The following is a 22,847-nucleotide window of genomic DNA, read 5'->3' as shown; positions in this document are numbered from 1 at the left end:
TAAAACTAAAGTTGTCATCTCCACTCACAGGCAGACTCAGCTAACGCTGCTAACCGGTGAGCGCCGATAATCATCTGTCACCACCTGATCTGATTTCAGAGTACTGTATGAGATAACCTGATTCCGGCCACAGGCTTTAGCCAGATAAAGTGCCTTATCTGCTTTAGAAAGTAATCCATCAATAGCATCCTGTTTTCCAACTCTGCCTTTTACTCCCATGCTGACTGTTATGCCTGGGATATCCGCGCAGTCCTGGGATTGGCTGGCAATGCTCTTACGTATTGTTTCTGATAAATCCGTCGCCTCTGACTCACTGAGACCGGGGAGAAGTAAAGCAAACTCTTCACCACCTAAGCGTCCGGCATGACCATTATCAGGCAGATTTTCTTTTAGCCAGAGTGCAAAATATTTTAGCGTAGTATCCCCTGTGGCATGCCCATACTGGTCGTTAACTTTCTTAAAATGATCAATATCCAGCATTACAATCGATAAGGGCTGGTCATTTTCCTGCGCTTGATCCAGCATCTCACTGGCCAGGTTAACAAAATGACGCCTGTTATAACACTGTGTCATTTCATCTGTAGTGGCCAGGTCATGTAGTGTCTGGACGGTAGTAGAAAGCCGATCTACAGCATGATAGATCAGTGATGTTTCTTCATACCGCGTCTTTTCCAGTTGATATTCCTGGCCTGACTCAATAGCCAGCATGGCATGGCTGGCATGACTGATAGGACGAATCAGGTGCTTCACCATCTGCCAGCCAATGGAGGCCAGAACAATTAACAATGCTGTTACTCCACACCCGCCTACAATCAGGATTTGCTTCTGAGTCAGGGATATTTGCTGAAGACTTTCTGTTTGCAGGCGGGTAGCTGCACTGATAATCTGATTCTGTAGCTCAAACATACCCTGCTTTTCTTCATGCCATTGCATCTGGAGCTTATCTTCCAGATCCAGTAACTGTTTTATTTCGGGATTCTCTGAATCTGTTTTCTGCATCAGTAAAAGGCGCTGGCGGCTGACACGCAGCTGCTTAATCAGCAAATAGGACTTCCTGACGGAGCGACGAGTCGCTTCATTAAAATCAAAAGAAGGTTGAAACGCCAGAACCTGTGCTGACAATGCATTCTTCCTGATCAACGATATATCTCCGCCGTATGCCACCAGGTCTCCCATGCGCTCTAGTCTTTCCAGATTCAAAGCAGCTCTCTGGTGCTCATGAATACTGGGCAACAGCTCCTGCTCGCTTTTTTCAGCGAGTTTAGCGGCATGATTGCTTAAAGCAAAAATAGCAGTGAACAGCAGAGCAAAAGACACAGCAAGCAAGGTTGCCAGCCGTCCCAGAAGCTGTTTAATACTGGGGTACTTTTCAGTCATAAAAGTTAATAGACATCAAACGGAAAATACTGGTTGATAATCGCTCTTAGATGACCATTATCCACCATCCTTGTGATAGCCTGATCCATTTCATGTTTCAGTTCAGGCTGCTTTTTACTGATTGCAATATGTACTGTACCGGATAACTCTTTACCATCGATTGGCTCACCGATGAAATCAAGATTATGATTTTCTGGCTTCTGTAAATAGTGAAGTGTGAACAGCGTAGGGGCAATCAGGTAATCTACCTTATTTTCTCTGAGCAGCTTCAGGCCTGTACCAATGGAAGGAATAGCCTGTATATTCACCGAGCCATGTTTGATCAGGAAACGATGCTGAACAGAATCTTTTTGTACTGCAACTATTTTCGCTTTATCTGTCAGCAAATTTTCAGGATCTTCCAGAGCATCTTTTACACTACCAATCAGACTGGTTGTAGAACGATAGTATTTAATGCTGAAATTGACTTTTCGTGCACGTTCAGCCGTATACAGGAAGTTACTGGGTGAGAAATCAATCTCTCCCTTTTCCAGAGCCGGTATAATTTCCGGGAATTTCATCGCAACAAACTCACACTCAGCTCTCATTTCTGAGCAAAGCTGTTTTGCTATATCAATGTTAAATCCTGTAAACTTTCCTTCCTTATCCTGATAATTAAAAGGCTGAAAGGATGTGGTTACACCAATGCGATAATAATCGGTCGCATGGAGACTAAAACTGAAAGATATCAGTAGCGAACAAATCAGTACACGAAGTTTTTGCATAGCGTTGCTCTCAAGTCAGTATACACTGAAAGGGAAATATTTATTATTGAGCAGATTATAACTGCCATTTGTAAGGATCTGAGTTAACGCATGGTTAACATCTTCCTGTAGCCTTTCACTTCCCTTTGGCAGAACTACAGCCACTTTTCCACCCAGATTATGTTCTCTGAGTGGTTCACCTAATAGCTCAAACTCGTCTCCCTGGTGCTCTGATATAAAAGCCAGCTGTATAACTGCAGGCCCCAGGATTTGATCAACTTCGCCTTTTTTTAATGCGACGTATGTGTCCGTAATGTCATCAAATATAATTGTATTTACTGTATCAGCTTTTTTTTGTCGGAGATATGCTTCCTGCATAGAGTGTCGAACGACAGCAATCTTCAGCTTTCTGTGTTCGGGTTGTGATGGCAAACCAATATACACAGATGCTGAACGCATATAATGCTGTGAAAAAAGAAATTGTTTTTGCCGTTCTTCCGTTATCAGTACAGATGACAGGATAAAACTCAGATCGCCTTCTTTTATATCTCTCAGGTTTTCTGATAACGATTGTAATCTTATTTCACATGAAATGTTGATTTGTTTACAAATTTCCTGCGCCAGCTCAACTTCAAAGCCTTTCAGAGCGTTTTTCCCATCTCTGAACCCCATAACCTGAGCAGCCAGCACCCCGACCTTAAATGTCTGGGCCTGAATCTGATTAGCAAACATACCTGTTATCACTAACAAAGCAGACAGAAAAGCTTTCTTCAACGTGTCCTCCTGAACATAGGTATCCTTTAAATAAAAAATCACCAAAGCTGTCTGGTGAGCTATCCTGGCTTTAAGTATTTCCAGCCTGAATTTGACTAAAAGAGGCAGAGGATCCCTGCCTCTTATTGCTGTACATTATATTTTACTAAGAATAAGTTGCAATGGATGCGGCAGTTGCTGTCCATCAATTCTTTTAACCTGGCTGCGGCAGGAATAACCTGTTGCCACCAGTCGACCCTGTTTACTGTTGTCGTTTACGACATCAGACCAGCTCTGGCGATAGATGGTTTTTGACGTATCCACATTAGCGGTTTCATGGCCGAAAGTACCGGACATACCGCAGCAGCCTGTGGCCTGAATGGTCAGTTTGAGGCCCAGTGCCTGATAAATCTGCTGCCACTGTTTAATGGAGGGGGCTGCATTGGTTTTCTCGGTGCAGTGTGCCAGCAAAAAGATCTCTTCTTCAGGCAGATTCAGATCCAGAGCGGCCAGGTAATCACTGTGCTGCCCCAGCCATTCCTGAATCAGCTGAACCTGTGGCAGTTCATCTTCTGGCAAGGATTTAGCATATTCCTGGCGGTATGTAAGCGTCATGGATGGATCAATGCCAGCCAGTGCTACACCTGTCTGTTCCAGTTGCTTAAGCTGGCGGGCATTGCTGCTTGCCGCTTTTTCAAAACTGTTCATCATACCGTGGACATGCAGTGGTTTTCCGTTCGGACGGAAAGGTGCCAGGTAGACCCGGAAGCCCAGCCGGGTCAGCAGATTGAATATATCCAGTACCAGACGGGTTTCAAAGAAACTGGTAAAGGCATCCTGAACAATCACAATGCTGCGCTGCTTTTCCTGATCAGACAGGCGGTTCAGTACTTCAGGTGTCGCCATTACCACGCTATAACTGGCCAGTTCCCGGGACAGATTCTCTTTGCAGATCAGCGGGCTGTCGACCATGCCAGCATAATTTTTCAGCAGGGCTTTTACCACACCGGTTTTCATCGGCAGGTTATAGATGGCAGGTACCCGGGCCAGGGTCGGAATGACATATTCCAGAGTACCCACAAAATAGTCCTTCAGCGGACGCAGGTAGCGACCGTGATACAGCTCCAGGAATTTTGACCTGAACTCAGGCACATTGACTTTAATCGGACACTGACCAACACAGGATTTACAGGCCAGACATCCTGCCATCGCCTGATATACTTCGTGGTTAAAGTCGTAATCGTCAGGGTTAACCTGCTCAGGTCCGGCCTGCATCGCCCGGCGTTTTTGCAGGGTGTTTTTCAGACGTGGTATGAAACTGCCGGCAAAGCTGCTGTTTCTGACGTGCTGAATTTCCTGATTCAGGTCGGTACCGGCCTGTTCCTGCAGGCGCAGCCATTCCCGGATCAGGGAGGAACGGCCTTTCGGTGACTGAGTCCGTTCCCGTGTCGCTTTCCAGGAGGGGCACATAGCGTCATTCGGATCAAAGTTATAACAGGCACCATTGCCGTTGCAGTACATGGCCGCATTAAAGGTATCTCTGACCGGCGCTTTGATCTGACGGTCATATTGTCCTCGGGTAGGCACCTCATCAATCTTCAGTAGCTGTTCATCTTTTTGCAGCCCGGATTCAGTGATCGGTATTGTCGGTGCTTCAGGGCTGACCTCGTTGTCAGCGGCCTGCACCTCAGAGTCAGAAGACGCTGAAACAGGGGCAGGGGCAGGAGCTGAGCTTGCTGAAGGTGTTGCCGGAGAGGCGATTTTGCCTGGGTTCAGCTGATTTCCGGGGTCAAATGCTGCTTTGACCTGCTGAATATAAGGGTAGAGTTCACCAAAGAACTCCGGGGCGTATTCTGAACGCACACCTTTACCGTGTTCTCCCCAGAGCAGGCCGTGATATTTCTGTGTCAGGGCTACAACACCATCGGTAATGGTGCGTATCATGGTTTCCTGAGCCGGATCTTTCATATCAATAGCCGGGCGCACGTGCAGTACACCGGCGTCAACATGACCGAACATGCCGTATGGCAGATCGTAGCTGTCCAGCAGTGCCCGGAACTCCATAATAAAGTCAGCCAGATTTTCCGGTGGTACTGCGGTATCTTCGACAAACGGAATTGGACGCTCTTCCCCTTTAGCGTTGCCCAGAAGTCCCACGGCTTTTTTTCGCATCGCCCAGATTTTACCAATCTCACCGTTGCCGCGAGCAATGGTATAGGCAAAACTTTTTCCATTACCAGCCAGCTCAGATTGAGCGATCTGATCCAGATGGGCGGTCAGACGATCCAGCTTAGCATTCAGCTCATCTTCATTGTCACCGGTGTATTCCACCAGGTTAATACCCGCAATAACCTTGTCATCACGCCCTTCAGGGAAGTAGTCATTGACCGTGTCCCAGATAATATCCTGCATAGCCAGGTTCAGGACTTTGGAATCGACCGTCTCAATGGAGGTCGGATCCCATTCCATCAGGTCTTTGGCATCTCTCAGAGCATCATTAAAACTGGCATACTGAATATTCACCAGCGCCGAATATTCCGGAATTGGCAGGACATTCAGTTTGGCTTCAGATATAAAGGCCAGACTGCCTTCGGCCCCACACAACAGGGCGTTCAGGTTGAACTGATCATTTTCATCGCGGATATGGGCCAGATCATAACCGGTCAGACAGCGATTCAGCTTTGGAAATTTTGCTTCAATCAGCTCCTGCTGCTGAGTGAAGATCTGATCAGCCACCCGGTACGCTTCGCCAATGCGATCATCCCGCTGTTTCAGTGTCTCCAGCTCTTCATCGCTGACCGGTTTTGACAGCCATTGCTGACCATCCAGAAAAACGGCATTCAGTTCCAGTACATGGTCCCGGGTTTTACCGTATAGCACAGATCCCTGACCACTGGCATCGGTATTGATCATACCGCCAATGGTCGCCCGGTTACTGGTAGATAGCTCCGGGGCAAAGAACAGGCCATAAGGCTTCAGTGCTTTATTCAGCTGATCCTTCACAACACCGGTTTGCACCCGGACCCAGCGCTCTTCGGCGTTTATTTCCAGGATCGCATTCATATGACGGGAGATATCAACCACCAGACCATCGGTCAGGGACTGACCATTAGTACCGGTACCGCCACCTCGTGGACTGAGTACGATGCCCTTAAAGCTATCTTCATTACTCAGCTGGGCGATTAGTACCAGATCATCGGTATTTTTCGGATACAACACGCCCTGAGGCAATACCTGATAAATGGAGTTATCCGTGGATAACACGATACGGTTGGCGTAGTCGGGGTTAAGATCGCCTTTAAAGCCACGGGCTTTCAGGGTTTCGATAAAATTCAGGTACTCCTGTTTAAGAGTACCCTGTCCTGTTGAGGGATGAGCTGTCAGATGTTGTGCCGTCAGTTGTGTGATCATGCTACCGGGGTGCCTGTACAGAGATAACCACTGGCCAGTATTCAGCTTTTACTGATTCTGGCCTTAGTATAAGTAAACCGGAGATTCTAGCCTGTTATGAGCAGTTAGTCAGTATCCCTATGAACTGTTATCAGATCAGAGTATGCGACTTTGGTATTGGTGGTATTTGAAATTTCTATTAGCACTATGATGGTCTGGATGTCGCTGTCTAAAAAATGAACAATTTGAGTTCAGATATCTGAAAATCTTTTCTTTAGCCTTGTTTCCTCAATTTATCCTCAATGTTATCCACAGCTACTGTGGGTAAGTTTTTCCGGGTATGTAAATAGATATTTATTGTATCTTTTTCGTAATTTAAAAGAAAAGTTCTTATAAAACAGTATTTTGTATTTTTAAATGTCACCTGTCTAACCTGAAATATAAGATTAATCAAGAGGTGAGTCATAAAAAAAGTGTCAAACTGTCATATTTTTTAGTGATCTGGAAAAGCATTCTTACAGTCAGAGGGGCATCTGGGGATAAAGTACTATTTTCAGATGAAATGACGCCAGCTGAGTCAGAAAATATTCTGAGATTAATAGTGAACCTTTTTGAATCGACAGTATCTTACTCTTTGCCAATCTTGCGTAACTGCAAATTGATCTGACGACTCTATCGTCACACTCATCAACCTTGGGGGAAGCTTGCCTTCCCCCCTTTTTTAGCTAAAAAGCAGAGTTTATCTGCTAAAGCAAATATTCTCAGCAGCTACAGTCATCACCACAACCCGGATCTTCATCATCAACGGGCTGCGTCTCAATGTTGATATCCACCATATTACTGGCACCGGGACGCAAAGCGATAACACCATATTCTGTCAGTGCACCGTATTCATCTTCTCCACTGCCTACTTCCAGTGTTAATGACGGACCTTGCAGGTGTTCCGGGTTAATCAGCAGGCTCGCCGGGAGGCCTTCTTCCCATTCCAGCTGAATTTCAGCCAGTTCCGGAAGCTCAATTTCTTCTCCGTTAGCGGTGATACCTTTCAGGCGAGGCAGAGGACATTTCTGGCCGGACATAAAATTGCTCCTGTAAAAGAGTCAGGATAACCTGATAATAAATTTTACAGGAGCATACCAGAATCTCTTCTGCTGTTTCAGTGATTTAAGCTTTCAGCTCATCACGATTAGTGAATAATTCCAGTGCATCAGGGTTAGCCAGTGCATGGGTATTTTTTACCGGCCTGCCATGCACCACTTCACGTACTGCCAGTTCAACAATTTTGCCGGATTTGGTTCGTGGAATATCACTGACCTGAAGCACACGTGCCGGTACATGTCTTGGAGTACAGTTAGCTCTGATTGTTGCCTGTATGCTTTTTATCAGAGTTTCATTCAGAGTTAGCCCTTCCAGCAGACGGACAAACAGTACCACACGCACATCATTATCCCACTCCTGACCAATCACTATGCTTTCAACAACTTCATCAAGCTGCTCCACATAACGATAGATCTCAGCAGTACCGATACGAACACCACCCGGATTCAGCGTAGCATCTGAACGACCATATATAATTATCCCTTTTTCTTCCGTCAGCTCGATCCAGTCGCCATGACACCAGGTATTATCAAATCGATTGAAATAGGCATTATGGTATTTTTCACCACTGATATCTCCCCAGAAATTAGCAGGCTGGTTCGGGAAACTATTACAGCACACCAGCTCCCCTTTTTCCTGCCGGACACTCTGTGCATCATCGTTGAATACCTGAACATCAAGACCAAGCCCTCTGCACTGTGACTGCCCTTTATAGACAGGGCTCACAGGGTTGCCCAGCACAAAACAAGAGCAGATATCCGTTCCCCCTGAGATAGAGGCCAACAACAAATCCTGCTTAATCGACTGATACACGTAATCATAGCTTTCAGGTGCCAGTACAGAACCGGTTGAGCACAGGGTATTCAACTTATCCAGCTTGTGAGTTTCTGCTGGTATAATTCCCTGCTTTTTCAGCGCATCGATATATTTAGCGGATGTGCCAAACAGAGTGAACTTTTCCTGTTCAGCATAATCCCAGAGCACGTTGCCATCTGGATAGAAAGGTGAACCTTCATACAGCATCAGAGTCGCTTCACTGGCCATAGCAGTGACCAGCCAGTTCCACATCATCCAGCCACAGGTCGTGAAATAAAATACTCTGTCACCCGGTTTAATATTGCTATGCAGCTGGTGCTCCTTAAGGTGCTGAATCAGAATACCGCCTACCCGATGGGTGATACATTTAGGCTTACCCGTTGTACCAGAAGAGTAAAGAATAAACAGGGGCTCATTGAACCCTATCCGGGTAAATTCGATTTCTCCAGGGAGATACTGATCCATCAGTTGAGACATATTCTGCTCGGCAGGTATTTCGATATCATCAATTAACGGGAACAGCAGGGTATGTTCAATAGATGGAATCTGTCGGCTGATGGCATCCACTTTATCCATGACGCTATGTGTTTTGCCATTGTAGCGATAGCCATTGGCTGCAATCAGCACTCTGGGCTCTGATTGCCCGAAACGCTCTATAACACTGGCTTCACCAAAATCAGGTGATGTGGATGTCCAGATAGCTCCCAGAGAGGTCGCAGCCAGCATCGCAATGACGGTGGCAGGAATATTAGGCATAAAGCCTGCCACGCGATCTCCCTGACGGACACCCAGCGATTTTAAATGTTGTTGAAGTTGTGAAACCTGATGATAGACCTCATTCCAGCTCAGGGTCTGGCGAGGGCCGTTTTCCATCTGGAAGACGATGGCGTCATCATCAGAGCGTTTACGTAACAGGTTTTCTGCATAATTAACTTTACTGTCGGTAAACCAGCGGGAATGCTCTGGCTGTTCCGGGTTGTCCACAACCGTCTGTCCCATCTCGCCTTTCAGGCCGGTAAAATGCCAGACTTCAGGCCAGAAAAGCGTATTGTTAGTGACAGACCATTGCCATAGCTGCTCAAAATCTGTAATTTGCTGATCAAATTTTGTATTAACATGCTGAATAAACCGCCAGGTCAGACTGGCCTGAATCTGCTCTGCGGTGGGTGTCCAGAGTGGTGTACTATTCATTATTATTCTCTCTTACTTAAGCCTCTGATGCTTTTATACAAGACAGGCAATGTCACATCCCGAAAGCATGATCATTTCAGGGAAGATATTAAGGCTGAGTTTTTGTTTTACTGATCCCGACTGAGAAGAGAAATCAGATATAAAGCAGATAAAGAAAAGCGCTGTCATAAGTAACAGCGCTTTTGAGGTTAGTTTGCGTCAGGCTGATTTTCAGGGCGAGCCAGCCTGAAGGCGTCCAGCGCTTCAGCATGTTGATATACCGCCATGATATGCGGGAATGGCGTTAAATCAACATTAAAGCGCTGAGCATTAAACACCTGAGGCGCAAGACATATATCAGCCAGCGTTGGCGTATCACCGTGGCAGAATTGTCCGGTCGCAGCGTCTGATAGCCGGGACTCCAGAGCAGCAAAACCTTCCTCGATCCAGTGCTGATACCAGCGTGTTTTCTGCTCTTCACTGATACCCAGTTCACCGGTCAGGTATTTCAGCACCCGCAAGTTATCGACCGGATGGATATCACAGGCGATCAGTTGCGCCAGGCTTCGTACTCTGGCACGTTCTGCTGCATCAGTGGGCAAGACAGGTCGATCCGGATATACCTCCTCCAGATATTCTATTATCGCCAGTGATTGAGTCAGAACCTCCCCTGAATCCAACGCCAGTGCAGGTACAAAACCCTGTGGGTTTCTGCTCAGATGCTCATCACCTTTATGCTCGCCCTTAAGCAGATTGACACCAATCTGCTCGCAGTCGATACCCTTCAGGTTAAGGGCAATACGTACCCGATAGGAGGCGGATGAACGAAAGTAATCAAACAGCTGCATATCTGATGCTCCGTCAATTAAGCGCCTTCGTACTGTTCTACTGTCTGTTCAATAACACCAAAGATGCTATTACCTTCATCATCGTTCATTTCGATGCGAACAGTATCTCCGAATTTCATAAACGGTGTACTCGGCTGACCGTTATTGATTGTTTCAATCATGCGCACCTCTGCCAGACAAGAATAACCCACACCACCGTCTTTAATCGCAGAGCCGTGTTCCGTATCCTGTTTGTTCGATACGGTACCTGAACCAATAATCGCACCAGCACCCAGTGCACGGGTTTTAGCAACATGAGATACAAGCTGTGGGAAGTTAAATGTCATATCAACTCCGGCATTTGCTTTGCCGAATGCTTCACCATTCAGAGTCACTAACAGAGGCAGGTGGACTCTGCCATCTTCCCATTTATCCCCCAGCTCATCAGGTGTAATAGCAACCGGAGAGAAGGCACTGGACGGTTTGGACTGGAAGAAACCAAAGCCTTTCGCCAGTTCAGCAGGGATCAGACCACGCAGAGAAACATCATTTACCAGCATGATCAGACGAATTTTATCAGCCGACTGCTCAGGGCTGGCTCCCATCGCAACATCATCAGTAATAACGGCAATTTCGCCTTCAAAATCAATGCCCCAGCTTTCATCTGCCATGCTGATATTATCCTGTGGTGCCAGGAAGGTATCAGAGCCACCCTGATAAATCAGAGGATCAGTCCAGAAGCTTGGCGGCATTTGTGCATTACGGGCTTTACGTACCAGCTCAACGTGATTGACGTAAGCACTGCCATCTGCCCACTGGTAGGCTCGCGGCAGTGGAGAAGCCACTTTATCCTGTTCAAAAGGCAGAGTGTTTTCAAGTTCACCCTGATTCAGCTGCTCATAAACGGCCTTCAATTGAGGTTCTGCTTCACTCCAGTTATCCAGAGCATTCTGCAGAGTAGGAGCAATATCGGTCACAATTACAGCATGTTTCAGATCCCGTGACACAACAACCAGTTTTCCGTCGCGCCCCTGATTCAATGTAGCCAGTTTCATAATATCTATCCTTCTGCAAAATTCAGACAGCCAGCCGACAGTACAGCTGATTGCATCTGATATTGTTCTGTTGTCTGTCAGATCTTAAAGATCTGTATATTGTTTCACTTGAAACTATCATAAGAATAGTTTGATCTATGTGCAAGCCTCTTCACTGTTTTTATGCATGGCTTTATCAGTTCATGATGTAAAGATTTTTATCCAAAAAAATCGCTACTTTTACAGCAGAAATAGATTTCTTTGTCATTTTGGGATAGTTTTAAATAAAATTAGTTTCCTGGGGCGGATTGATAAGCAACTGAATCAGAGTATGCTGACCTGCGTTGATCTTTGACTGAAAAGATTTAAGCATTTTTCTGACAACCTTCTGTTCTTAACAGCCTTCAAACAGGAGATATTCTATTACTATAGCTTCTGCCTGATTTGATTCGGGAATCACGCCTGAGTAAACAGAAGTGATTATTGAGATTGCAACCTACAATGAACGAAAAAATAAATGCTTCCCTGAAGCTTGAGCAGTTTCTGCCCTATCGTTTTAATCAGCTGGCAGAAAGAATCAGCCATTCCTTATCAATGATCTATTCTTCTGAGTTCGGGATATCCATTTCCGAATGGAGAATACTGGCAATGCTCGGGCAAAAGCCCTGCATGACCTCTTCTGATATCAGTCAGCGAACCAGAATGGATAAAGCTAAAGTATCCAGGGCTGTGCAGAAGCTGGAAAAACAAGGTTATCTGCTGCGTGAGAAAGATGAGCAGGATCACAGGGTGAGTCATCTTAGCTTGACAAACGAAGGCATAGAACTGTACAACGCGATTGTGCCCAAAGCTCTGGAATGGGAAGGGGAGCTTGTTGGCTCTCTGAGTGGCCAGGAGTACCGGGATTTACATAATTTACTGAACAAACTGGATCAGCAAATTAAGCTTAGTGATGATCTTTAGGCGGACAATTATAGTCAGATAATTTTCATTCTGTGCTCAGCCCTGAACTAATCTGTCAGAGCTGAGAGCCACGACATAACCTTTGTCGGACTATATGGATTATAGATGCTCAAGCACAGTGACTTTTTCCTCATAAGCCAGCATAGCAGCCATGTTAGCTGAAATATCCTGGCGCTCTGCTGATTTTTTCCATTTTAGCCATGCCGTTTCATTTTGCCAGCGGGTAAAGATAAATCTGTGGTTAGGGTGAGCGGCATCTTTCAGTGACTCACCTGAAATATAACCTGGTGTATGCATAGCCTGTTGCAGTATGCGCCGGGAAAAATTTTCATATTCTTCTTCCAGTCCGGGAATAATGACGCGTTCGATCATAACCTTAATCATGGTTTTCTCCTTATGTCATAAAATATCGGTCTCTTTAAACGGCAATCCTTGTCATCAGAGGCTTTTATTATTTTGTTTACGGCCCTGGAAACGACTTATCCTGAGGCCCGGCTTTCTTTTCCCTTCATTATTTAATATTGGTGTAACTCAGGGGTATTTAGCAAGTAGAATAATGAAATTTTCTGAGGCTGGTCAGTCTGTTAAACTATTTATGTTTTATAAGTTTTCTGAGTCGTGCTGACTGAATTCATAAACGCTATCACCCGAATTTTAATGAGAGAGCAGATGTCTGATATCACTTTTACTCATGAGCTGGATACAAGCGGTTTAATGTGTCCTGAACCCGTCATGATGTTACATGGTAAAGTTCGCGAAATGGAAAAAGGTGATGTGCTAAAAGTCATTGCCACGGACCCTTCTACCACGCGTGATATCCCAAAATTCTGTCAATTTCTGGGATTCCCTTTGCTTGATCAGCAACAAGATGGAGATGTTTATGTCTATTTCATTGAGAAGAATACGGACTAATTACACTTAACGACTGAATCAGCCTTGTAATAGCAGGATCAATGGATGTGTATGTCGATGCAAGGCCGTTTCAGATATGGAGACTGTCATAATGAATAACCCCGTTATATATGAATACCATGCCCATGTTTACTTTAATAAGCAAACACTCACCCAGGCTGTTGCGTTGTGCGAGCAGGCCAGAGATCTGTTTGGTATTTCTATGGGCAGGGTTCACCAGAAGCGAGTAGGTCCTCATCCAGGCTGGAGTTGTTTATTGCGTTTTAATCCGATGCAACTTGCTGAAATTCAGCCCTGGCTGATGTCTAACCGGAATGGATTAACGGTTTTCATGCATGCGGTTACCGGGAATGATCTGATTGACCACACTGAGTATGTTGTCTGGTTGGGAGAAAGCCAGTCTCTGGACCTGTCCGGTTTCGATCAATAAAAATGACTTCAATAAATAGCTGAATCAGTATTTTTGTCGAAAATATATACGGCTTCCCGACATCATCATCGACTGTAAAGAGCAATTGAAGGCCAGTCAGTCAGATCAATCTGTTCTGGCAGAGGCGTTTCTGCAAGCTCATATCTCTGTATCTGTTTTGTCCAGTCTCTTTCCCATAAAGCAGGTAAGGCACCTGTGTTGATCCGATTGTTATCCTGTATAAACTGATGCAACTGAGCAAGAATAAGCTCCCCGGAATGGCTGCACTCTGACTGCACTAATAGCAAAACACCGGGTTGTTTTTCGACCTCCAGATAACTGCTATGAACGATATATCCCAGTCTTTTTTCCAGCCTCAGGGTCCGATAAGCCTGTTGTTGCATGCTCCAGGCAACGAAATGGGCCTGCTTTTTTCTTGCCGGTATATCTGACTCCGATGCACTGGACATTGATGTAGCTGAGCTTTTTGAGGGGGTCAGCCAGAGTAATGCTGCCTGATTATAATTATCCTGACAATCAATGCTTACGGCCTCATTCAAAAGGACACCTTGTTGCAATTCAGACATCAGGCGTCGATAGGGCATCAGGTGTTCGGTTCTGGAATGCAAGCCAGACTGATTGGTTTCAGGGGGAGCTATCTGAGCAATGCTTTCTGAATAAGCCGCTCTGAAATAGCGGGTTTGATGTTCACCCGGATATTCAGGATGGCAGATCAGAGTAATCTGCTCCGGCTTATTCAGATAGCGCAGAAGAGAAGGCATCAGAAGCTCTGTATTTGTCACGCCACTTAGATAATGATGATAAATACTTTGTTGAACTGTCTGCCTGATCGCTGGAGCATCTGGTATGCCGTTTTGCCCGGCTGTAATACTTTGTTTCGCTTCTGAGTTCTGGTATTCCAGACTGAAACATTGACCAAGCTGTTGTCTGGCTTTCAGCATTTCTTGTTTACTAATCACTGCATTGCTGTCATCCGGAGGCTGATACCAGATGGCAGCAAGCAAATGCTGTGATGAAATCATTCGAACTCTGCTCTGAAATTGTTCAGGAAGCTGCAGATGATCAAAAGCCGGTAGCAGAGAAACCGGTAATAACCAACACCACTCATATCCCGTATCGATAATACGAGCATACAAGTACTTTGCCGGGAAGCAGGCAGGTTGAGCAGAAGAGTTTTCCCGTTTTATGCCTTCATCCGTCTGGCCTGCAACAGGTGAAACTTTATACCGGTTTCCATCTGCTATTTCGCAGACTTCTGTTGAATGCCGGGCAGACAAAAAACAGCGACTAATGTCAGCGGTAAATTCATTGGAATTATCGCTGTCAGGGTGTTCCAGATAAACACTCATATTATCCAGTTGATAATACTGCTGATAAAAAGCGGTGATCTGACGAATAAGTTCAGCATCATTATGAGCCAGACTTTTCTTATTACCGGCACAGAACCGGCTGAAATCAGAATCAGGTATCAAGGTTTCCTGCAGGATTGCCTGTATCTGCTGCCTGGCATCACTACAGCGAGCTTTGTACTCTGCTTCTATGATTTCCAGCTCTGCAATAATTCGCGAAGATGGTAATTCCGGGTTAAAGAGTAAACAGGCCAGTAATCGACAGGCTCTTTGCCATTGATCTGCAGGGCACTCCAGCATATAGCTGGTATGGTACAGTTGAGTACTGGCATTGATATGTCCGCCCATTCTTATAAATTCAGCCTGAATACTGCCTGGTTTATGCTCAGTGCCATCTGAACCTTTGCTGCCCAGAAATAAACTATGCTCCAGCAAATGAGCCAATCCAGGCCAGCTTTCCGGCTCATTCGCACTGCCGCAATGGAAGGTGACGACCATGCGGAAGTTATCATCGCAGGAGGATTTTACAGCCAGAGGAAACGGTGCGAATGGAGAATGCATAGATAAACCCGGTTCTCAGTATGTTCTGTGATTAAGTACATTTTTTCTTCTTAGCATCGGGCAGGATGCCTCTGGACTGATAAAAAAACAGCTCAGTTTGAAGCTGGTGTAACCGGTTACCATATTGCCGGAAACCGTGGGCTTCGTCTTCGTAGACAAAAGTTTCACACTGGTATCCCAGCGCCCGGTAAAGCTGGGCAAAACGTGTCATCTGATCAATCGGTACAATTCGATCCTTTTTCCCCTGAAACAACAATAAATCAGGTAACTGTTTTTCCTCTCTCAGGCTGAGAAGAGGCGAGCGGAACTGATAGCGCATACTATGATGTTCCGGGTGGCCAATCAGCCAGTGCAGATAATGAGATTCAAACTTGTGAGTACTTTGCGCCAGCAGCTTCAGATCACTGATACCATACAAACTGACAGCCGCTGTAAAATACCCAAGAGTTGCCGCTCTCAATGCACAGTAGCCACCGGCACTCTGGCCCCTGATGACGACGTTATCGCCATCAATTTTACCCTGACTGGCCAGATAATGGGCCATCAGGCGGGCGTCTTCCAGGTCCGCTTCTCCCCATTGATGCTTAAGCTGTTCTCTGTACGCTCTGCCAAAACCTGTACTGCCCCTGTGATTCAGATCCAGCACACTGAAACCCTGCTGACACCAGAACTGTATCTGTGGCTGAAGCCCTGGAAAGGCACAGGAGGTTGGGCCGCCGTGAACATTGATCATCAAAGGAGCCGTTGGGTTATTCAGGCATGGGTAAAACAAGCCATATACCGAATGCTCAGGCAGCTTCAATCGTACCCGTTCCGGATATACCACTGAATCCAGCTCTGTTCCTCTTCTCTGATATTCGAAAGATATCCGGGCATTGTGATCCGACAGCATCACTACAGAAGGAGATATAGCCGGGGATGCTGCCAGAAAGCTCAGTTTTATTCTTTCACCGGCTTCCATGGCGCAGCTGGCAGATGATAAAAATGAAATACTGCTGAATTCGGGCAGACAGTTCTGCTCTGTTACTGAAGGTCCCGTCAGGCCTTCAGACCATATCCGCTTATCCAGTTGCCAGAGCCCTTGCCGACAGACGCAGATATAAAGGCGATATTCAGATGATGCTGGCTTGTCATTTTGTTTCTTTGTACACCGGCTCAGTAATTGGTAATGACTATTGCCAAACTGCCAGGGAGCAGAGGCACAGTCAGCCTGTACCGGGTAAAGATTGACCGGTAAGGATGATACCAGAGCCGCTGTATCTGTATTTTCTGCCTCACTTTCACTTTTTCCTCTACGCCCATATTTGCTCTGACAAAGATACAAATTCCAGAACCCTTCATGATCACTGATAAACAGAATCTCACCCTGATCAGTAAATCCGGGTTGCTGGACGGCTGAGGTCTGGTGGTATGATGGGAAGATGGCCATCAACTGTTCAGACTGCCAGGGAACTGCAGACAGATCTTCTTGCCATTGAATACCTTTCAAGCGAGTGCTGGTCCAGGGCTGATCAGGATGATTCCACTCTATCCAGATCAACTGGTTACCGTCCGGACTAAAGCGAGGGCTGGAATAAAAGTCAGCACCGGTAACGAGTACTTGCCTGCGACCGGTGTTGATATGTATTGCGACCAGTTGGTTAATAACGTCTGCAGATACCTGTCCGGTCAGATCATCTGGCTCAGGGTGTAATTCTTCAATGGCGATTAACCACGGAGCACAAGGATGAAGCACCGGCTCACCATAGCGTGCGTTTTTCTGCTGTGTCAGCGGCTTAATAACGCTGGCTTTCAGAGTAGTTGGGGAGTCAGACAAAAAAGCGGTCAGAATCTGTTGTGAGTGCTCATCAACCCAGAACAACTGATTCTCTGCCAGAGTGTAGGGCATACCGCCGTACTCATGCACTTTTGACCGGACACCATAACCCTCAGGAAGAAGTGTCATTGCCTCTTGACCATGCCCCGAATCCGGTATCCAGATCAGATCGGTTAATGGGTTTTCTTCAGCATGATGTTGCAGCCAGAACTGACCTTCCTGTGTCAGCAGAGGGAAACTTAACTGGGCTTGTCCCCGAACAACCTGTTCAGGGCTTATCAGAGAAATATCGGTGTTATTCAAAAAAGTACCTGAATTTTTGTTGGCTGGTGCTGGTTTACCAAAATGATGGGTTATAACGACCCGGTCGCTTGTCACCCGTATCCAGCAATCCTTCGCCGGATTAACGTCACAAGGCTATATGATCAGTCTCAGCCCGTGGCAATCAGACGCTGTGAGTTTTTACGGTTACGGTAAATCATTTCACTATTAGCGGGATTATTCTGTTCTGCATTGTTTCTGGCATCAGTAATCAGGTGATGATTAGGCGACTTAGCACAAACAGGATCAGCGTTATTGGCATCTCCGGTCAGTAAAAAAGCCTGGCAGCGGCAACCTCCAAAGTCTTTCTCTTTTTCATCGCAGGAGCGGCAAGGCTCCTTCATCCATTCATAGCCACGAAAGAGGTTAAAACCGGTGGAGCGATACCAGATTGATTCAATACTGTCGTTCAGCACATTAGGAAATTCGATGGGTAACTCCCTGGCGCTATGGCAGGGCAGAGCAGTACCATCCGGCGTAATGGTCAGAAACAGATTCCCCCAGCCGTTCATACAACCCTTGGGGCGCTCTTCATAATAATCTGGTACAACAAAAATCAGCTGTGTCCGTTTTTTGCCTTTGATCTGTTCCCTATAGCGATTAGTCGTGGCCTCGGCGGTTTTTAGCTGTGCTTCAGATGGCAGCAGGTGGTCGCGATTTTTCAGAGCCCAGCCATAATACTGAGAGGTCGCCAGCTCGACATAGTCCGATTCCAGCTCAATCGACAGTTCAATAATCTTATCGATCTGTTCAATATTCTGACGATGGATCACACAGTTAAATACCATAGGATAACCCAGAGCTTTAACCGTTCGGGCGACTTCCAGCTTTTCCCGGAACGAACGTTTGTTACCGGACAAATAGTCATTAAGCTCAGCATCACTGGCCTGAAAGCTGACCTGAATGTGGTCAAGACCCGCGTCTTTAAAGGCCTGCATGCGTTCGAATGTCAGCCCCATGCCTGACGTAATCAGGTTGGTGTAATACCCCAGTTCTCTGGCTGCTCTGATCAGCTCTTCCAGATCATCCCGGAGCAGGGGTTCTCCTCCGGAGAATCCAAGCTGGGCTGCTCCCAAGGCTCGGGCCTGGCGAAAAACCTCTATCCACTGCTCAGTACTCAGTTCCTGCTTCTGTTGATCATAATTCAGAGGGTTAGAACAATAAGGACATTGTAAAGGACAACGATAAGTCAGCTCAGCCAGTAACCAGAGAGGCTGACCTGTTTCTGGTGTTTCAGGTAAACTCGATCCAGTGCAGTTCATTGTGGGCCTCGGTGAAAAAATCAATGACATCCTGAATCAGGTCTTCGCCGCCTTCCGGGAATTCCTGCTGAAGCTTGCTGATAATCGCGTTGACGCTGCTCTGACCATCAACATGGGTCAGAATAGCGCCTGCGCTTTCATTCAGCCTGACCATACCTTCCGGATACAGCAGTACATGGCACTCAGAAGCGGGTTCCCACTGAAAACGGAACAGACGATTGATCATCGGCACCTGTGAAAGCAAAACGTGTTCTGGTGAAACTGTCTGAGTCATTGTCATGACCTCATTATTCTTAATCGAGACTCTTCAGAGCCTTCTGGTAATTGGGAAGCAAAGACAGCAGACATAACCGTGTGGACTCAGTATCGCCCCATAGTTAATGAATCTGCTGTCCGGGACCTGAATTAAACCAGGCGGTTATGCCAGGTCGCCTGATCTGTGACTGTGTGGAACGGTGGTCTGTTCAGTTCATGAGCCATCGACAGGCTGTCCAGCAGACTCCATAGCACATCCAGTTTGAACTGCAGAATGTTCAGTGCGCGTTCTTGCTGCTCACGGGTTTTAAAGTGATCCAGAGTGATCTGAATACCGTGTACTACATCTCTGCGGGCTTCACTCAGGCGGTTACGGAAATACTGTAAACCGTCCTGGTCAATCCACGGGTAATTATCCGGCCAGGTATCCAGTCGGGACTGATGGATTGTCGGGGCAAACATCTCTGTCAGCGAAGAGCAGGCTGCTTCTTGCCAGGTGGCTTTACCTGCAAAATTAACATAGGCATCAACAGCAAAACGGACACCCGGTAGCACATGGCGATGATCCTGCAGCTCTTCTCGTGTTAAACCGACCGCTTCTCCCAGTCTGAGCCAGGCCTCAATACCGCCTTCAGACCCTTCGCGACCATCGTGATCAATAATGCGCTGAATCCAGTGGCGGCGAACCTCCTGCTCATGGCAATTAGCCATAATAGCAGCGTCTTTAATCGGAATGCTGACCTGATAATAGAAGCGGTTAGCAACCCAGGCCCGAATCTGCTCTTCAGTGCATTTCCCTTCATGCATAGCGACATGATAAGGGTGATGAATATGATACAGGTCGCCCTTGGCTCTCAACAGAGTTTCAAACTCTTCCCGGCTCCAGGGCATCAGTTCAGTGGCTTCTTGCTGGCTCATTTCTCGGCTCCATTTGTTGTTGTTTTAATCACTGTTATTAGTCAGATAGCATCAGAGATGAATGTCCATACCATCATATGCGACCTTGATACCGGCCTGATCCAGGACCCCTCTCTCAGGTGAATCTTCGACCAGAATCGGATTGGTATTGTTGATATGAATAAGTACACGTTCTTTATCCGGATACTGAGACAGGAAATCGATCATGCCCGGAATACCCTGTTCCGGATCTCCCATCTGAGGCAGATGGCCAATGTCGCTGCCCCGTTTATCTGCGCCCATCAGCTCGATCAGCTCGTCATCCTGCCACAGAGTACCGTCTACCAGCAGACAATCCGCCTGATCAATCAGAGGCAAAAGGTGTTCTTCGATTTCACCCAGCCCCGGAGCATAAAACAGCTTGCCACCGGTATTGGTATCAGTAATCAGAAGACCGATATTGTCCCCTGGGTGAGGGTCATGCCGGTGTGGCGAATAAGGGGGGGCCTTACTGCTCAGAGAAACGGCCTGCAAACGCAATCCGGGGACTTCAGGCAGATGAAAAGGTTCTGCGTACAGAGGGATCGGCCGACGCTTCAGGCCACCATTCCATGCTTCAAGCATAGGAAAAATAGGAAAACCTTTACTTAAATCCTGAAAAACCATGTCGGTGCAATACACAGTGTGAGGACAGCCTTCTCTGAGCATCAGTAGTCCGGTACTATGATCAATCTGGCTGTCGATCAGCATGATGGCGGAGATGCCGGTATCCCTGACAGAGCGTGCGGGTTGCAGAGGAGTAAATGACTCCAGCTGAGCACGAATATCAGGAGAGGTATTAAACAGCAGCCAGTTTTCGCCGTCGGCACTGACCGTAATAGAGGACTGAGTACGTGGCGTGGCTTTGATTGTCCCCTGTCGAATACCACTGCAGTTAGGGCAGTTGCAGTTCCACTGAGGAAAACCACCTCCGGCGGCTGAACCTAATACTCTGATGTGCATATGCTGACTCCGGGCAGGAAGCGTCGCTATAATTCCGGTCTCCGGCAGCAGTGCCTGAACTGTGCAGAGCCCGGCAAATAGCCTTAACTCTTCTTATTGTTATCTGTATTCTTTCGGGTATTCGTTATCTGAGATGATCTGTCAGAAATCAGAGAAGCGCCTATGACTCAGGCGCTTCCGGGGCCTTCACAGGCCCACTGTTAGCGGTGGCTGAAGTACATAGTTACTTCGAAGCCAATACGCAGGTCTTTATAACTTGGTTTTTTCCACATAATTCAGTACCTCTGTGATGATCTGCTACTTTACACTCAGATCAGAGTTGTTGTTGTATTGTGTGCCGATTGGCTCAGACAATCTTAGGTAGGGAGGCGGTTGTCGCAATATAGTACTTCGGACTTATATCTAACCGCTTATAGTCGTAGTAAAAAGGTGGCTTTAAAATTGGCAGAAGTGTCTGTCCTCTGGTAGGGCTGATCTGCACAATGAGAGGTATGGTGAACAGGTGTGACAAAGACTATAAAAACAGCTCTGTATGGCCAATCTGTAACTGTTCCGAATCCTGATGATGATACCCACTCGATTCGCAGTGACAGCCGGGGAGTGAATAATATGCTGGCAGACGCTGTTACAAGCGCCAATGTATCTCGATGTGAACAATCAGAATCTGATATATCGGAATCCGGGTCTGTTGCGGTATATACAGCGGTTTCTGATGCCAGAGACCCCGAACAGTGCGCTCGAGAACTGACAGAGCAGCTGAATCTGGCTGATCTTGGCTGGGTATTGTTCTTCTGTTCCGCGCAGCAGGATATTGATCAGATATCTGAACGTTTGCAGCAGGCTTTCCCTGATCAAATCATCATGGGATGCAGTACAGCCGGAGAGATTACTCCTTTAGGCTATATGCAGGGCAGTGTCTGTGCTGTGGGTTTCTCAAGAGAGGGATTTACCATCGAAACAGCCCTGATTGAAGAGATGGACAGTTTTGATTTTTCTGCCGCACAACAACTGATGAGCAATATGATGCAGCGATGTCAGCTGAATCAGAAAGCACCGGTTAAAGGCAATACATTTGTGCTGGCCTTACTGGATGGCATGTCAGAACATGAAGAAATTGTACTGAATACACTGAATGCCGCTTTTGGCAGTATCCCGTTACTGGGAGGTTCTGCCGGTGATGATCTTGATTTTGCCCAGACCCGTGTGTCCTATAAAGGCCGTTGTTATCAGAATGCAGCGGTGCTTATGCTGATCAATACTGATTACCCCTTTATGGTATTTTCCCAGAAGCATGTTGAAGAAACCGATGAGATTCTGGTTGTCACTGATGTTGACAGTGAGCATCGTTGCGTTAAAGAGCTGAATGCTGAACCCGCTGCAGAAGCCTATGCCAGAGCCGTTGGTGTACCCGTAGATCAGTTATCTCCTGCGCTTTTTGCCTGCCACACCCTGAGTGTCCGTATTGCCGGAGAAGGCTTTGTCCGGGCGGTCAGGCGAGTTAACGATGATGGTAGCCTGAGTTTTTATTGTGCGGTTGAGCGGGGTATTGTACTGCGAAAAAACCATCATCTGGATATTGCCGATGGGCTGGAAACGCTGCTGGATCAGATTGAGGCTCAGCTGGGAGAGCAACAGTTGATTCTCGGGTTTGATTGTATTTTTCGTCTGCTAGAGCTGAAGGAAAAGAAACAGCTGCAAGAAGTATCTGAATTGCTGTCCGGGTATCCGTTAATTGGTTTTCATACGTATGGTGAGCATGTGAATGGTATTCATCTGAATGCGACTTTTACTGGCATTGCCATAGGTAATAAATCATTTAAACCGGCCTCTGGCAGTACATTTTATCAGTAGGGCAGTCCATAAGACAGGGG

Annotated in this window: 20 protein-coding genes; 4 read left to right on the top strand and 16 right to left on the bottom strand. The window is 46.7% G+C overall.

All coding sequences use genetic code 11. The annotated features are described in order from the left end of the window. Positions 1-36 precede the first annotated feature (36 nt). From H4O21_RS09135 to H4O21_RS09095, 8 genes are all read right to left on the bottom strand, one after another. Positions 37-1,377, bottom strand: coding sequence for a diguanylate cyclase (locus H4O21_RS09135; protein ID WP_182808553.1), 1,341 nt, complete (start codon positions 1,375-1,377; stop codon positions 37-39). A gap of 5 nt (positions 1,378-1,382) precedes the next feature. Next, positions 1,383-2,141, bottom strand: coding sequence for a substrate-binding periplasmic protein (locus tag H4O21_RS09130; RefSeq protein WP_182808552.1), 759 nt, complete (start codon positions 2,139-2,141; stop codon positions 1,383-1,385). Between the two features lie 15 nt (positions 2,142-2,156). Beyond that, a complete protein-coding gene (locus H4O21_RS09125; RefSeq protein ID WP_182808551.1) occupies positions 2,157-2,894 on the bottom strand; it encodes a substrate-binding periplasmic protein in 738 nt (245 codons plus the stop codon). Positions 2,895-3,029: 135 nt separating this feature from the next. Beyond that, the gene (locus H4O21_RS25445) at positions 3,030-6,284 is read right to left on the bottom strand and encodes an FAD-binding and (Fe-S)-binding domain-containing protein (RefSeq protein ID WP_220495589.1); all 3,255 of its coding nucleotides are present in this window, start codon (positions 6,282-6,284) and stop codon (positions 3,030-3,032) included. A gap of 740 nt (positions 6,285-7,024) precedes the next feature. After that, complete coding sequence (locus H4O21_RS09110) at positions 7,025-7,342, bottom strand: hypothetical protein (protein WP_182808550.1); 318 nt, start codon at positions 7,340-7,342, stop codon at positions 7,025-7,027. 85 nt (positions 7,343-7,427) lie between these two features. Continuing rightward, the gene (locus tag H4O21_RS09105; RefSeq protein ID WP_182808549.1) at positions 7,428-9,368 is read right to left on the bottom strand and encodes an acetoacetate--CoA ligase; all 1,941 of its coding nucleotides are present in this window, start codon (positions 9,366-9,368) and stop codon (positions 7,428-7,430) included. Positions 9,369-9,556: 188 nt separating this feature from the next. Continuing rightward, positions 9,557-10,195: a maleylacetoacetate isomerase gene (maiA, locus tag H4O21_RS09100; RefSeq protein ID WP_182808548.1), complete on the bottom strand. Its 639-nt coding sequence runs from the start codon at positions 10,193-10,195 to the stop codon at positions 9,557-9,559. A 17-nt stretch (positions 10,196-10,212) separates the two neighbouring features. Continuing rightward, on the bottom strand, positions 10,213-11,229 hold the full coding sequence (locus H4O21_RS09095; RefSeq protein WP_182808547.1) for a fumarylacetoacetate hydrolase family protein: 1,017 nt from the start codon (positions 11,227-11,229) through the stop codon (positions 10,213-10,215). A gap of 480 nt (positions 11,230-11,709) precedes the next feature. On the opposite strand from H4O21_RS09095, the gene H4O21_RS09090 reads away from it, so the two are divergent. Beyond that, entirely contained in the window at positions 11,710-12,171 is a 462-nt protein-coding gene (locus H4O21_RS09090; protein WP_182808546.1) for a MarR family winged helix-turn-helix transcriptional regulator, read from the top strand. A 99-nt stretch (positions 12,172-12,270) separates the two neighbouring features. On the opposite strand, the gene H4O21_RS09085 is transcribed toward H4O21_RS09090, so the two are convergent. Next, the gene (locus H4O21_RS09085) at positions 12,271-12,555 is read right to left on the bottom strand and encodes an antibiotic biosynthesis monooxygenase family protein (protein WP_182808545.1); all 285 of its coding nucleotides are present in this window, start codon (positions 12,553-12,555) and stop codon (positions 12,271-12,273) included. A 285-nt stretch (positions 12,556-12,840) separates the two neighbouring features. Here H4O21_RS09085 and tusA point away from each other — a divergent pair, with 285 nt between their 5' ends. Beyond that, positions 12,841-13,083: a sulfurtransferase TusA gene (tusA, locus tag H4O21_RS09080; protein ID WP_182808544.1), complete on the top strand. Its 243-nt coding sequence runs from the start codon at positions 12,841-12,843 to the stop codon at positions 13,081-13,083. 91 nt (positions 13,084-13,174) lie between these two features. Beyond that, positions 13,175-13,513, top strand: a complete 339-nt coding sequence (locus H4O21_RS09075) for a DOPA 4,5-dioxygenase family protein (protein ID WP_182808543.1) — start codon at positions 13,175-13,177, stop codon at positions 13,511-13,513. A 65-nt stretch (positions 13,514-13,578) separates the two neighbouring features. On the opposite strand, the gene H4O21_RS09070 is transcribed toward H4O21_RS09075, so the two are convergent. The 7 genes from H4O21_RS09070 to pqqA form a co-directional block, all read right to left on the bottom strand. Then, positions 13,579-15,423, bottom strand: coding sequence for an insulinase family protein (locus H4O21_RS09070; protein ID WP_182808542.1), 1,845 nt, complete (start codon positions 15,421-15,423; stop codon positions 13,579-13,581). A gap of 31 nt (positions 15,424-15,454) precedes the next feature. Continuing rightward, a complete protein-coding gene (locus tag H4O21_RS09065; RefSeq protein ID WP_182808541.1) occupies positions 15,455-17,542 on the bottom strand; it encodes a S9 family peptidase in 2,088 nt (695 codons plus the stop codon). A gap of 128 nt (positions 17,543-17,670) precedes the next feature. After that, entirely contained in the window at positions 17,671-18,822 is a 1,152-nt protein-coding gene (gene pqqE, locus H4O21_RS09060; RefSeq protein WP_182808540.1) for a pyrroloquinoline quinone biosynthesis protein PqqE, read from the bottom strand. Beyond that, complete coding sequence (gene pqqD / locus H4O21_RS09055; protein WP_182808539.1) at positions 18,794-19,096, bottom strand: pyrroloquinoline quinone biosynthesis peptide chaperone PqqD; 303 nt, start codon at positions 19,094-19,096, stop codon at positions 18,794-18,796. Before pqqD ends, pqqE begins: the two co-directional genes overlap by 29 nt. Before the next feature lie 131 nt (positions 19,097-19,227). Further along, positions 19,228-19,995, bottom strand: a complete 768-nt coding sequence (gene pqqC, locus H4O21_RS09050) for a pyrroloquinoline-quinone synthase PqqC (protein WP_182808538.1) — start codon at positions 19,993-19,995, stop codon at positions 19,228-19,230. 51 nt (positions 19,996-20,046) lie between these two features. After that, complete coding sequence (pqqB, locus tag H4O21_RS09045) at positions 20,047-20,976, bottom strand: pyrroloquinoline quinone biosynthesis protein PqqB (protein ID WP_182808537.1); 930 nt, start codon at positions 20,974-20,976, stop codon at positions 20,047-20,049. 200 nt (positions 20,977-21,176) lie between these two features. Continuing rightward, the gene (pqqA, locus tag H4O21_RS26280) at positions 21,177-21,248 is read right to left on the bottom strand and encodes a pyrroloquinoline quinone precursor peptide PqqA (RefSeq protein WP_084623842.1); all 72 of its coding nucleotides are present in this window, start codon (positions 21,246-21,248) and stop codon (positions 21,177-21,179) included. 232 nt (positions 21,249-21,480) lie between these two features. On the opposite strand from pqqA, the gene nosP reads away from it, so the two are divergent. Further along, a complete protein-coding gene (gene nosP / locus H4O21_RS09035; protein ID WP_220495588.1) occupies positions 21,481-22,827 on the top strand; it encodes a nitric oxide-sensing protein NosP in 1,347 nt (448 codons plus the stop codon). The last annotated feature ends 20 nt before the right edge of the window (positions 22,828-22,847 follow it).

Source organism: Oceanospirillum sediminis (assembly GCF_014164585.1).
Taxonomy (GTDB): domain Bacteria; phylum Pseudomonadota; class Gammaproteobacteria; order Pseudomonadales; family Halomonadaceae; genus Oceanospirillum; species Oceanospirillum sediminis.
The sequence above is the reverse complement of the archived record's forward strand: the minus strand, read 5'-3'. Positions and strand labels throughout refer to the sequence as shown.

What these genes read in the sequence shown, in the direction of transcription:
- H4O21_RS09105 (WP_182808549.1), bottom strand. Translation starts at nt 9,368, where the DNA reads ATGAATAGTACACCACTCTGGACACCCACCGCAGAGCAGATTCAGGCC.
- H4O21_RS25445 (WP_220495589.1), bottom strand. Translation starts at nt 6,284, where the DNA reads ATGATCACACAACTGACGGCACAACATCTGACAGCTCATCCCTCAACA.
- H4O21_RS09095 (WP_182808547.1), bottom strand. Translation starts at nt 11,229, where the DNA reads ATGAAACTGGCTACATTGAATCAGGGGCGCGACGGAAAACTGGTTGTT.
- H4O21_RS09075 (WP_182808543.1), top strand. Translation starts at nt 13,175, where the DNA reads ATGAATAACCCCGTTATATATGAATACCATGCCCATGTTTACTTTAAT.
- H4O21_RS09070 (WP_182808542.1), bottom strand. Translation starts at nt 15,423, where the DNA reads ATGCATTCTCCATTCGCACCGTTTCCTCTGGCTGTAAAATCCTCCTGC.
- maiA (WP_182808548.1), bottom strand. Translation starts at nt 10,195, where the DNA reads ATGCAGCTGTTTGATTACTTTCGTTCATCCGCCTCCTATCGGGTACGT.
- H4O21_RS09135 (WP_182808553.1), bottom strand. Translation starts at nt 1,377, where the DNA reads ATGACTGAAAAGTACCCCAGTATTAAACAGCTTCTGGGACGGCTGGCA.
- H4O21_RS09130 (WP_182808552.1), bottom strand. Translation starts at nt 2,141, where the DNA reads ATGCAAAAACTTCGTGTACTGATTTGTTCGCTACTGATATCTTTCAGT.
- pqqE (WP_182808540.1), bottom strand. Translation starts at nt 18,822, where the DNA reads ATGAACTGCACTGGATCGAGTTTACCTGAAACACCAGAAACAGGTCAG.
- tusA (WP_182808544.1), top strand. Translation starts at nt 12,841, where the DNA reads ATGTCTGATATCACTTTTACTCATGAGCTGGATACAAGCGGTTTAATG.
- H4O21_RS09110 (WP_182808550.1), bottom strand. Translation starts at nt 7,342, where the DNA reads ATGTCCGGCCAGAAATGTCCTCTGCCTCGCCTGAAAGGTATCACCGCT.
- pqqC (WP_182808538.1), bottom strand. Translation starts at nt 19,995, where the DNA reads ATGAGCCAGCAAGAAGCCACTGAACTGATGCCCTGGAGCCGGGAAGAG.
- H4O21_RS09090 (WP_182808546.1), top strand. Translation starts at nt 11,710, where the DNA reads ATGAACGAAAAAATAAATGCTTCCCTGAAGCTTGAGCAGTTTCTGCCC.
- pqqD (WP_182808539.1), bottom strand. Translation starts at nt 19,096, where the DNA reads ATGACTCAGACAGTTTCACCAGAACACGTTTTGCTTTCACAGGTGCCG.
- pqqB (WP_182808537.1), bottom strand. Translation starts at nt 20,976, where the DNA reads ATGCACATCAGAGTATTAGGTTCAGCCGCCGGAGGTGGTTTTCCTCAG.
- H4O21_RS09085 (WP_182808545.1), bottom strand. Translation starts at nt 12,555, where the DNA reads ATGATTAAGGTTATGATCGAACGCGTCATTATTCCCGGACTGGAAGAA.